6 protein-coding genes are annotated in these 12,337 nt (G+C 72.7%); all 6 read left to right on the top strand.

Annotation, left to right across the window (positions count from 1 at the left end; translation table 11 throughout):
* The 6 genes from HOP40_RS32170 (at position 1) to HOP40_RS32145 (ending at position 12,259) form a co-directional block, all read left to right on the top strand.
* Positions 1 to 3,780, top strand: a complete 3,780-nt coding sequence (locus HOP40_RS32170; protein WP_172166645.1) for a protein kinase domain-containing protein — start codon at positions 1 to 3, stop codon at positions 3,778 to 3,780.
* Entirely contained in the window at positions 3,780 to 5,411 is a 1,632-nt protein-coding gene (gene mads7, locus HOP40_RS32165) for a methylation-associated defense system protein MAD7 (protein ID WP_172166643.1), read from the top strand. The genes HOP40_RS32170 and mads7 overlap by 1 nt, the downstream gene beginning before the upstream one ends.
* Complete coding sequence (locus HOP40_RS32160) at positions 5,411 to 10,510, top strand: helicase HerA domain-containing protein (RefSeq protein ID WP_172166640.1); 5,100 nt, start codon at positions 5,411 to 5,413, stop codon at positions 10,508 to 10,510. The genes mads7 and HOP40_RS32160 overlap by 1 nt, the downstream gene beginning before the upstream one ends.
* A gap of 200 nt (positions 10,511 to 10,710) precedes the next feature.
* Positions 10,711 to 11,022, top strand: coding sequence for a hypothetical protein (locus HOP40_RS32155; protein ID WP_172166629.1), 312 nt, complete (start codon positions 10,711 to 10,713; stop codon positions 11,020 to 11,022).
* Positions 11,007 to 11,540 carry a hypothetical protein gene (locus tag HOP40_RS32150; protein ID WP_172166627.1) on the top strand — a complete coding sequence of 178 codons (534 nt, stop codon included), beginning with the start codon at positions 11,007 to 11,009 and terminating at the stop codon, positions 11,538 to 11,540. Before HOP40_RS32155 ends, HOP40_RS32150 begins: the two co-directional genes overlap by 16 nt.
* A complete protein-coding gene (locus HOP40_RS32145; RefSeq protein WP_172166625.1) occupies positions 11,537 to 12,259 on the top strand; it encodes a hypothetical protein in 723 nt (240 codons plus the stop codon). Before HOP40_RS32150 ends, HOP40_RS32145 begins: the two co-directional genes overlap by 4 nt.
* Positions 12,260 to 12,337 lie beyond the last annotated feature (78 nt).

The raw sequence follows: 12,337 nt of genomic DNA, 5'->3' as shown, positions 1-12,337 counted from the left end.
ATGGCCCAGCTGCACGTACTGTCCGAGTGGCACGGGCCGGGGGAGGAGTACGCGGCGACGCGGCTCGCCGCCGAGCTCCCCGACGACTGGCACGTGATCGCCGGTCGGCAGCTGCCCGACCCGCGCGGCGCCATCGACCTCGACCTGGTCGTGGTCGGGCTCAACGGCGTGCACCTGTGCGAGGAGAAGTCCTGGGGCCCGGACGTGGTTGTCGGCGAGGTCACCTGGTATTCGAACGGGCAGGCCCGGCCCAACGCCCTCAACCAGTGCTCGCACGCGGCGAAGGTGCTCGCCGGCCGGCTCCGTACGAAGGTGGGGGGCTGGGGGGTCGCGGCGAAACAGCTCGCACGCGGCGGTCGGGCCGTCACCGCGCACGTCGTGATGTCGGCGGACCCGCTCGTCCTCACCGGCGCCACCGAGCTCGGCGAGGACACGGTGCTGCGGCTCGCCGACGCGGCGCAGGTGCTGACGCGGCGCGACACCGCCCTCGGTGGGGCCCTCGCCCCGTTGCGCCCACAGCTGATGGCGTACCTGCTCGGGCTCGGGGCCCGGCCGAAGCCCCACCACGCCACCCAGATCCTGCACTACTCCGTACTGGGGCGACCGCACGTGGAAGGGCACGTGACGGTGTTCCCGGCGGCTAACCCGGCCGGGAACCCCGTCGGGCTCTACGCGGTACCGGTCGCCAACGCGGCCGATCCCGAGCAGACCCGGCGGCTCGCCACCCGGGAACACGACGCGCTCGTCGCGCTGGCCACCAAGGAACGCACCTGGCGGGTGCAGGACTGGTTCGACTGGGAGGGCTACCGCGTCACCCCGGTCGTCGTCGACATGGACGGGACGAGCCTGGGCAAGCTCGCGTCCGAGCGGCGGCCCGAGCCCGACGCGAGCGGGCGCGTCCCCGAGGAGATCGGCACCGCCGTCGTCCACGACGCGTTCACCGCCCTCGCTACCGTGCACGGCGAGGGGATCATGCACCGGGCCTTGCAGCTGCGCAGCGTCGAGGTGACCGGGCACAACCGGGTGCGGTTCCGCGACTTCAGCCGGTCCCGGCTGCCGGAGGCCCTGACCGTCGCCCCCGCACTCGACGACGAGCACCGCTCGGCCGCCTTCCTCCCGCCGGGCACGACCCTGGCCTTCTACCAGACGCGCGACGACGTGTACGGCCTCGCGCTGTGCCTCGTGCAGTGGCTGCACGGCGACCCGTCCGACGAACCCGACCACGACCTGGCCCGGCAACGGGCCGCGGCCTACCCGGGCGTTGGTGCCACGCTCGCCCGCTGCCTGGCCGTCACCCCCGCCGACCGGTTGGACGCGGCCGCGGCGGCCGCCGCCACGGGCCCCCGACCCGGGCCGCCCGCCCCGCGGGACATCGGGCCCGGGACGTTGGTCGGCGGCCAGTTCCGGGTGCAGCACAAGCTCGGCGAGGGAGCCTGGGCGGTCAGCTGGCTGGCGGTGGACGAGGAGGTCGACAAGCTCCGCGTGCTCAAGCACCTGCGGCCCGAGCGGGTCAGCGCCGAGCAGGTCAAGGCCGAGTTCCTGCACGCCGACGCGATCAACAGTGCGCACTGCGCCCGGCCGTACCGCGTGCTTCCCCAGCCCGAACCCGGCGTGCTTGTGCAGCAGTACATCGAGGGCCCGACGTTGAAGGAGCGCGGCGACCACCTGCGGGCCGCCGGCCTGCGGTTCGAGCCTGAGGAGGTCCGGCGTATCGCTGTCGACGTGCTGCGCGGCCTGGCCGACGCCCACGACCAGCACATCTACCATCGCGACGTCAGCCCGAGCAACGTCGTCGTCCGGCCCGACGGGCACGCCGTGCTGATCGATTTCGGCTTGGCCGCCGCCACCGACGCCGCACAGTCGGCCGTCGGGTCACCCCCGTTCACCGCGCCCGAGGTGTGGACCCGGCGGCACTGGTCGCCGGCGGCGGACATCTACAGCGCCGCCGCGACCGTCCTCACCGCGGTGCTCGGCCGGTACCCCTACCGGGGTGCCGACGTCGACCAGCGCGACGTCGTCGCGCCGAGCGCGGAGGACCAGGTGCACTACGGGCGGGCCCTGCTCGCGACCCTGTACGAGGCCCTCCATCTCGAGCCCGCGGCCCGGCCCGGAGACGCCCGCGCCCTCGCCGACCGGATCCAGCAGGCTCGCGACTCGGAGGCGGTCGCCGGTACCCGGGTGATTAATCCGACCGTCGACGCGCTGCGTGGGCTGTACCGCGGGAGCGGGGTGGGCAACGCCGGGAACCGCGGCCTCGACGACCTGTTCGCGCAGGAGACCTACGTCCCGACGGTGCTCGACTCCGGTCTGCTGCCGGCGATCCTGCGTCGCGATCTCGACGTCGTCGTGCTCAGCGGCAACCCCGGGGACGGTAAGACCTCGTTCCTGGTGCAGGTCGGCGACGCCCTCGACCGAGCAGGCGCCACGGGCACCGGGGACGCGGCCGGGTGGCGCAAGACCGTGGACGGACACACGTTCGTCGCGGTCTACGACGCGTCAGAGTCGCACGGGGACCTCTCGTCCGACGCGCTCATCCGGGCCGCCCTCGATCCCGCCGCCGGGGAGCATCCGTCCCGCCGGACGGTGCTGCTCGCCGCGAACGACGGACGTATCGTCGACTTCTTCACCGACCACGAGGAGCTCTATCCCGCCGTGGCCGAGCAGATGGAGCGGCAGCGCCGGGCCCCGGCCGGGCCGGGGAGCCGGATCGTCCTCGTCGATCTCAAGCGCCGCGCGCTCGCGCTGCCCCACGGAGGCGGCCTCGGGCTCGACATCCTCGCCGCGGTCACCGAGCCGAAGCGGTGGACGGCGTGCGAGGGCTGTGTGGCTCGTGCGACCTGCCCGATCCGGGCCAACGCCGCACTGCTCCGCACCCGGGGCGCCCAGAACGGGGTCTGGACCCTGCTGCTGACCAGTCACCTGCGCCGGCGCAGGCGGGCCACGGTGCGCGACGTCCGGTCGGCACTCGGTTTCCTCGTGACGGGCAACCGCTCCTGCGCCGACGTCCACGTCGAGCACGGGCGGGGCCAGGACCCCGGCGCCGGCGCCGACCGCCGCACAGCCGACCTGGCCTTCACCGACGGGAGCGGCGACTACCTCGTGCAGGAATGGTCGGAGCTCGACCCGGCCACCCTGTCGGCCCCGGGGGCGGCCCGCGCCGCCCGCTCGGACCCGACCGTGCTGCCGGATCTGTCCGCCGTCGACATCGGGGTCATGGCGAGTCTCAAACGCCGGCTGTTCTTCGGGGAGTGGTCGGCGCCCGGTGCCGAGCACGAGGTACGCAGCTATCGCTACCTGCTCGACTACCTCGACGCCCTGGACGATCCCGAGAAGGCGCGGACCGTGTTGCTGCGCGGGCTGTCGCGGGTGCTGGCCTACGTCGGGTACGCGGGAGAGCACGTTGCCCTGCGCGACCGCACCTTCGACGACCCAGCGGTGCGCGCGATCGTCGTGGTCAAGGAGCTGCGGGCCGAGGAGTTCACGCTCCGCACCGACACCGTTGCCTCCGCCTACGTCGAGTCCTTCCCCGACCTGCTCGTACTGGAGCACGACGGGTCCCGCGCCCGGCTGCGGATCACCCTCGACACCGCTGAACTGCTGCTGCGGGCCGCCGCGGGGGAGGTGCTGGGAGATCCGGCGTCGGCCGCCCTGCGCCAGGAGATCGAGGGCTTCGGCAACCAGCTGCGGCTCCAGCCGGCAGGCAGCGTCCGCATTGTCGACGGGGCCGGCCGCTCGGTCGGCGCCACCGTGCAGGGCGAGAAGATCGTGCGGGTGCCGTGATGACCATCAAACTGCCACCCGCGCTGAAGACCTACCAGTACCGCGATCTCACGGTGTTCTCCCTGCTCGACACGGATACCGATCGGGTCTTGCCCCAGCTGTTCGAGCTGTGCGTGAAGGGCGGGCGGACGGCCCGCTCCAAGACCGACGCCCGCGACTTCGCCGGATACCGCGAGCGCCTGCTGAACAGCGGATTCGTGAACGGCTTCGACAACGCCGACGACCAGGCCCTCCTGGACGGGTGGCTGCGCTCCTGCGTGGTCGACATGGGCTCAGTCGGCCGCAGCCGCACCGGGGAGCAGATGCTGGCGGTCGCCCCCCTCACCCTGGCCGCGTACCGGGCTGGGCTGCCCACCCGCCGGGAACGCCATCGGGGCATCGACGACTTCGTCTACCGGTTGCTCCTCGCGGCGGTGGGCCGCAGGGGTTCTCGCGCCGAGCGCCGCGACCTGCGCGAGATGGTCGGGGCCGCCGTCGGGCGGGGCATCGTCATCGGGCCGGAGCCGCGCTGGGAGCCCCGGCTCGCCGACGCGGCGCAGCTCGACATCGGGGCCCTGCTCGAACTCCGGTTCGTCGAGGGCTTCGAGATGAGCGACGCCAAGGAGATCGAGGGGCTGCAGCCGAACAGCCCGCTGCCGCGAGTCGCTGACGACATGGGGACCCTGCTGCTGTCCCACCTCACCGAGTACGGGCACCGGCTCCCGACCCAGGCGCTGATGTCGAGCTTCGCCGCGCTGCTCGCCCTCAGCGTCCTCACCTTCAGCCTGCGGGTCGACGCGGCGGCGCGGGACCTGCTGCGCACCGGGGAGCTGCCGCCGGACATGCGGGAGGAACCGTCGTCGTCGACGCTGGAGCTCTATTGCGACTTCACCGGGGTGCTCGACTCCGAGTCCGACCGGATGAGCCGGCGCTGCGTGGAACGTGACCTGGACCGGGTCCGGCTGGCGTTCCGGGACCGCATGACCTTCGTCGTGGTGCAGAACGCGCTCGAGCGGATGGCGTCGGAGAAGGAACGGCGCGCCACGATGACCCGCCCGGAGCAGCTGGCCCACGCGGCGTCCCTGCGCACCCACCCGCGAGTCGAGGCGTACGCGCTGAGCCGGCTGGAGGATCTGGTGTTCGATCCCGGCCCGGACGTCACCGAGCTGGAACAGGAGTTCCTGCAGCGCATACAGGGCGGGGACTCCTCCGAGCTGGACAAGCTGCTCGACGTCCTCCAGCACGTCAACCAGAACCCGGCCACTGCGGCCGCCGTCCAATGGTTCTGGTCTGTCGGGGGGCTCCAGAAGCCCTACGGGCTGCTGGACGGCCAGCAACGCAGCCGGCGGACCTGGCGGTACGCGCCCAGCGACGAACTGCTCACCGCGCTGCTGCTCGCCGTGTTCCTGCGCCCGGGCGGTGCGGGCGTCCGTCCCACGATGCCGCTGCACGAGCTCCTCGCCGCCCTGCGTGACCGGTTCGGGCTCCTGATCGACCGCCCCCCCGCGCGCCAGGACGGTGCCGAGGCGCGGGCCGCCGCGGCGGCGAACCTGGAGGCGTTCAAGCGTCGCCTCCAGCTGCTCGGCTGCTTCGACAGCCTGTCCGACGACTTCTCCGTGCAGGTCGTCCACCACCCACTGGGAGCGTCCTGATGCCCGTGCTGTCCCCGCCGGCCCAGTCGAGTGCGGCCCTGCCGGAGGTGGTGATCGGCGTCATCGCCCGCTACGTCGCCGCGCAGCTCGTCGACCGCAGCGCCGGGCACTGCGTCCGGATCGACAGCATTCGCCCCGAGGACGGGCTCGCGCTCGTCGCTGCGCTCCGGCGGGGCGTTCCGGCCGACGCGCTGGACGTGTACCTGCTGGCCGAGTCCCGCGACGACGCCGACGGTCGCACGTCGATCCCGGCCGAGCGTGCCGTCGAGCTGCGCAACCGCAAGCTGCGCGTGCTGCTGCTGCTCGTGCCGATCGGCAGCGGCTCGGCGGCCAGCTCGCTCGACAACAGCTTCGAGCGGATCGATGTCGCCACGCTGCTGCGGGCGGCCGGGGACGAGCTGGTGGCCGGCCTCGACGAGGAGCTCCGCTCCGCGGTCAACCGGGTGGCGCGGGCGCTGAGCCGGTCACGGCCGGTGGAGGCGTGGGCGCGCTACGTTGCCGCGGTGACGGTCGATCCGACCTGGGAGACGGTGGGAGCCGAGCTCTCGGTCGTCGGCATGGTCCCGGACCTCGGCGGACCGGAACTGGTGCCGCGCCTGGACCGCAACGTGCGCTGCGTGCGCGCCATCGCCCGACCGCGCCGCGCCGTGGCACCGGTGGCGGACCGGCTCGACACCGCAGGCCTGCAGGAGGGGTCCGAGCGCGAGCGGATCACCCGCTACCTGTCCCGGCCCGACGTCGACCTGTCGGACGTGCCGACCTGGGCGGCCGCGCTGGTCGCGTCGTCGCTCGCCCCCACCTTCGACGGTTGGCCGCTGGCCGAGCAACACAGCGTCGACGCCGATCGCGTCGTCGTCACGCCGTTTCTCAAGGAGGACGGCGCGCTACGCACCGGCACCCAGCTCCGCCAGCAGTCACCGGGCGAGCTGCCCTACGCCGAGGCCGGGCCGGACGATCCCGCGTCGGTAAAGCTGAACTGGAAGACCGAGCCGCCGCGCCCGGACGGCATCGACCGTTGGCTGATCGAGGCGCTACCTCCTGAGGACCTGCGCGACGCCGACACGGAGCCGCTCGCCACCCAGTCGGTGAAGGGGGACAAGCGGACGGCGACGGTGCGGATCTCCTTCGACGAGGAGAACCTGACGGCCGGTGCGCTCCTGATGCTGCGGCTCACCGCCCTCGACTCCGCCGGGCAACCCGTGCTGCTCACCGACGGCTCGGTCGCCGTCCAGGAGAGCCAGCAGTTCGCGGTGCGGTGGGAGGCGGACATCGTGCCGGGCGCCACCCGCCGGGCGTCAGCGCTGTCGCTGCCGCTCGCCCGGATCGGCGCCGCGCTCGACGGGCAGGACGACCTCGACCTCGAGTCGCCCACCTGGGACGAGGCCGAGTCGGAGTTCACCGTGCGGGTCGGCGGTCGGCGGACCGCGCTGCTCGCCACCAGCCCTGCGCTCACCGGGCTCCAGCGCCGGATCATGGCCGATCCCGGCCCGGAACGGGCCGTCGCATGGGAGGCCGCAGGCCGCCTGGGTGAGGTGGTGGGCGCCGCCGACATGACACCGATCCCCGGCACGCTCCCGCTCGCGCTGGCCGACCGCAGGCGCCGCCTGTTCGAGGAGCTCGCCTCCCGGTGGCCCCGCGACATCCCGGAGACACTGCATTGGGACGCCGACCTGCGCTCCGAGGTGCTCGCCTACTGCCAGAGCTACCGGAGGGCCCTCGACTCGGTCCCCGACGAGCAGACCCGGGTCTCCCTGCTGACGCTCGACACGGTGATGCTCTCCGTCGACACAGCGGGTGGCGCCTCCATCGCCACCGTGATCGTGTTGCCGCTGCACCCGCTGCGGCTCGCCTGGTTCGCCGGCTACGACGCCGTCCTCCACGAGTGGGCCGAGGCTCTCACCCGGGCCGGCACCCGCACCGAACGGCGGCGCTCGGTCGACGCCGACCTGGCCGGGCGGGTGACCCCGGCGAACTTGCCGCACGTCGTGCTCAGCCCCGAACCGAAGGCGTACGTCTACACGCGGGAGGCCACGCTCGGTACCGGCATCTACCTGAACCCGGAGGAGCCCGAACCCGGTGCGGCCGTCCAGGCGGTCTTCGACGTGCTCGGCCTGGGCCGCCGCGACGTGAGTTCGAGCGTGCCGCCCGCGATCGTCGCCGAGCGGCTCACGGCGTACCGCCGCGTCCATCCCGGTCAGGAGTCGCTGCGCCTGCTGGCGTTCAACCCCGGCTCGGGAGAGCTGCTCGCGAACGCGCTCGCTTCCTCGGTGCTCGCCGGGCAGGACGAGGAGGACGACGAGGTCGGGCAGGCGCCGGCGCGCGTCGAGATCGTCGCGTTCAGCAGGCGGCGCTCGCTCACCGACCCGCTGCCGGCGTTGACCGAGTTGCAGGCCGACGTCGCCGTCCGCCAGGTGCAGGGGACCCGGTCCTACCTCACCCCGCTGCTGGGGCTGAGCGTGCGGCCCGCCGAGCAGCTGTCGTCGGAGACCTCGGCCGCTCACCTGGGTGTGCTGGCCGACCTCGCCCGGATCAGCGCGACGGGCCGATCCGAGCTCCCCTCGGTGGCGTCGTCGTTCCACAACCTGCTCACGCCGACGACGAACCTCCGGCTCGCCGCGTCCGAGACGATCGAGTGGCAGACCTCGGCCGCGTTGCGCTCGCGCAAAGGGGTCGGCGCCGCCGAGGCGGTGGACGCCCACCGGGCCTACAGCGCAGCGCTGGCCGCCCAGCTCGGTGGAGGCACCGGCACGGCCGTCACCGCTGCCCTGCGCGACGGCGAGCAGGCCACCCTGAACGCGGCGCACGACCGGGCCGACTGGGTGCTGACGCTCGACCGGCACCTCGGTATCGACCTGTTCACGGCCGGTGCAGCCACGGACGAGACCTACATCTTGGACTACGCCCCCGACTTCCTGGAGGGCCTCGGGCCGCGGCTCACCGTCACCACCGCACACCGCAAGGAGGTCCAGCGGCTGCTGGCGGACGCGATGGGGGAGCTCCATCTCGCCGCCGTCGACGAGTCCGTCCGGGCCGTCCTGCACCACCTCCAGATCGTCTCGGGACGGCTCGCCCTGCGTCTGATCGGCCGGTCCACGCTCGCGACCGAAGCCGTGAGCCTGGCGGCGTTGATGGCCTACCTCGGCGCTCGCGGCGACCTTCGGGACACGATCGTCGTGCCCGTCGACGCTCACCTCGACGTCTTCGGGGACGCTGTGGCGGGCGGCGTACAGCGGTGTGACGTCCTGCTCGTCCGCGTCACCGCCCGCACGATGCGGATGGAGTGCGTCGAGGTGAAGTCGCGGCGGGCCGCCGTGTTGCCTGCGCAGCTGGCCGACGAGATCGTGGACCAGCTCGACGCCACCGAGGACATGCTGCGCAACACGTTCTTCCGCACCGACCCGCCGCGCATCGACGCCGACCTTCAGCGTGCCCGGTTGGTGGGCATCCTGCGGCACCACGCCGAACGGGCCGTGGCGATGGGCCTGCTGGGCGCGGCCCGGCGGGCTGACGCCGAGCGGTTGTTCGAGCGGCTGGAGGACGGCCAGCTGGTGCCTGAGTTCCCGAAGACCGGGTATCTCGTGAGCCTCGGTGACCAGCCCGACGTGCCGCGCGAGCACCGGGGCGTCCCGATCCACGTGGTGACCGCGGCCGACCTCGGTCCCGCGGGGCTGGCCTCGGTCGCGGGACCGCCGGGTGGCCCGGACCCCGACCCGCGACCGGGTCCCGATTCGGAACCAGACCCTGATTCGGGACCTGGACCTGGACCCGGTCCGGGACCTGACTCCGGTCCGGGACCTGACTCCGGTCCGGGACCTGACTCCGATCCGGGACCTGACTCCGATCCGGGACCTGACTCCGATCCGGGACCCGAGCCCCACCCGGACCCGGGTGGCGCCGACCCGGGCTCCTACCCCGACCATACTTCCGGCCCGGGAGGGCCCGGAACGGCCGAGCCAGCGTCGGCGCCGCCCGCCCGCCCGCATCCGTCTCCCGAGCCTCCGCGTCCGGTGGCGGACTCGGCCGACGCGACGGAGGCGGAGGAGCCTGCAGACCAGCCGGGGCCGGCCGGCGACTTTCCTGCGGTAGTCGACGTCCACCTGGGCCAGGACGGCAACGCGGCAGAGGTGCGATGGCGGATCAGCACGTCTGGAAGCCCGCACATGTTCGTGCTGGGCATCCCAGGTCAGGGCAAGTCCGTCACCACCCGGCGGGTGCTCGACTCGTTCGCCGATCAGGGCCTTCCTGCACTGGTCCTGGACTTCCACGGCGACATGGCGGCCGATCCGGCCGGCGGCGCCGCCGTGCTGGACGCCGCGGAGGGCCTCGCCCTGTCGCCCTTCGAGCTGCGCGACGACGACCACTCCCGCTACGCGGAGGCGGCCTGGGAGCTGTCGGAGGTGATCGGCTATGTCTGCGACCTCGGTGAGATCCAGCAGAACGTGGTCTACGAAGCGGTGCGGGACCTGTATCGGGAACATGGATTCGGCTCGATCGGGGGACCGACGGGGCTGCCGACGATGACCGGGTTGGCCGAGGTCGTGGCCGAACGGGAACGCGGCGGACGGGGCCGCAACGTCGCGGCCCGCCTGCGTCCCCTCACGGACTTCGGGCTGTTCGTCGACCGGCCCGACGAGCGGGGGTTCGCCGATCTCCTGCGGTCCGGTGTGGTGCTGGACGTCCACGGTTTGATGGAGCAGGTGCAGCTGGCGGCGGGTGCCTTCGTCCTGCGCAAGGTCTACCGGGAGATGTTCCGGTGGGGGCAGACCGCCCAGCTGCGGTTGGCCGTCGTCCTCGACGAGGCCCATCGACTCGCCCGGGACGTGACGCTGCCCAAGATCATGAAGGAGGGCCGGAAGTACGGCGTGGCCGTCGTCGTCGCCAGCCAGGGCGTCGACGACTTCCACCGCGACGTGCTCGGCAACGCCGGGACGAAGGTGGTGTTCCGGTGCAACTTCCCGCAGAGCAAGAAGGTGGCCGGGTTCCTGCGCGGACGGACCGGTCAGGACATGTCGACGGCCCTGGAGAACCTCGGTGTCGGCCAGGCTTTCGTGTCCACCCCGGAACGAGCCGAGGCTCGCAAGGTCTTCATGGCCCGGTGACAGGACCGGCCGGGTCCCCCCCCGGGTGGTTGGCACCCGGAGACCGTCGCGGTCGGGCACCGCTGACGGCCGGATCCGGGCGACCACGGCCACCGGCCGACGCATCCGTGCGGGCCGGTGACCGCGGGCATGCCGGCTTCCCGCTCGTGCGTTTCAGAACGGCGGGTCGTCGGGCAGGTCGCGGCGCGGTGGCGGGCGGGGTGGACCACGAGCTGAACCACCCCTACGCCCCGATCGCGCACATCCCGGTGGGCAGCGCGGTCACTGCGGTGCTCGACGGGCAGCAGCGGCTCACCGCGCTCAACGTCGGCCTCTACGGCAGCCTGGCCGAACGACTCCCGCGCAGGTGGGCGAACAACCCCGACGCCTACCCCGTCAAGCGTCTGTATCTCGACCTTCTGCACGGCGGGGACGACGAGGACCTCGACGGCCGTTTCCGCTTCCTGACCGACGCCGAGCCGCGCCCGCGGAGGGGGCGCCGACCGGCTGGTACCGGGTGTCGCAGATCCTGAAATTGGCCAACAGCGGGCCCGCGATGGTCGGTTGGCTCCGCCAGAACGGGTTGATCGACGACGAGCGCGCCTACGAGCGCCTCCATGCGCTCTACCACGCGGTGTGCGAGCGGGAGGCGATGAACGCTTACCAGGAGGACGGGCAAGACCCGAACACCGTCCTCGACATCTTCGTGCGGGTGAACAGCGGCGGCACCAAGCTGTCCTACTCGGATCTGCTGCTGTCGATGGCCACCAACCAGTGGACCGAGCTCGACGCCCGTCAGGAGGTGCGCAATCTCGTCGACGACCTGAACGGCAGCGCGCGCGAGATGAGCTTCAGTCGCGACAACGTGCTCAAGACCGCGCTCGTGCTGATCGACGTGCCCGACATCCGGTTCAACGTCGCCAACTTCACCCGCGCCAACGGGGCGGAACTGGAGAAGCAGTGGGGCGGGGTACGCAACGCGATGCTGCTGGCGTCCCGGCTGCTCGCGAACTTCGGGTTCACTGCCCGCACCTCGCCGCGAACAGCGTGATCGTCCCCCTGGCCTACTACCTGTACCGACGCGGCGCCACGGAGTCCTACCTGACGGGTGGCGCCCACGCCGCCGACCGGGACGCGATGCGCACCTGGGTGCTGCGCAGTCTGGTCAAGCGGGGTATCTGGGGAAGCGGGCTGGATGGAGTGCTGGCCCGCCAGCGGGAGGCGATCCGGTCGACCCCGGTGGCCGCGGGCTGGCCGACCGAAGCCCTGGAGGCCGCCATGGCCCCGATCGGCAAGTCGCTGACGTTCTCGGCGGCCGAGATCAGCGAGCTGGCGCACCTGCAGTACAACTCGCCCCGGACGTTCGCCGTCCTCGCGCTGCTCTACCCGGGCCTGAACCTGGCCGAGCAGTTCCACGCGGACCACGTGTTCCCCCGCGCTCGGTTCTCCGCGGCTCAGCTGCGCCGCCACGGCGTGCCGGAAGAGCAGCGGGTCGCCTACGGCCAGGCGGTCAACGGCCTGGCCAACCTCCAGCTGCTGCGGGGACCGGTCAACATCGCGAAGAAGGACTCCTGGCCGTGGGAGTGGCTCCACTCCGACGCGTTCCTCTCGGCCGCGGCCCGCGAGCAGTACGCGGTGCAGAACGACCTCGACCTGCTGCCCGGGACGTTCGACGGTTTCCTGGCGTTCTGCACGGCGCGGAGGGCTCGCTTGGAGCAGCGGCTCCGCGCGTTGCTCGGCGTCGCGGACCCGGACCCGTCCGGCGGGTAGTGACCCCGACCGGGTGGCCCGGGTCGCGCAGGCGGCCCGTTCCACTACGGTGAGTCGCCTACCTGGGGGAGGTCCGCC

The organism is Pseudonocardia broussonetiae (assembly GCF_013155125.1).
In the GTDB taxonomy this organism is placed as follows: domain Bacteria; phylum Actinomycetota; class Actinomycetes; order Mycobacteriales; family Pseudonocardiaceae; genus Pseudonocardia; species Pseudonocardia broussonetiae.
Note: the sequence above shows the minus strand (reverse complement) of the source record. Positions and strands in the feature narration are given on the sequence as shown.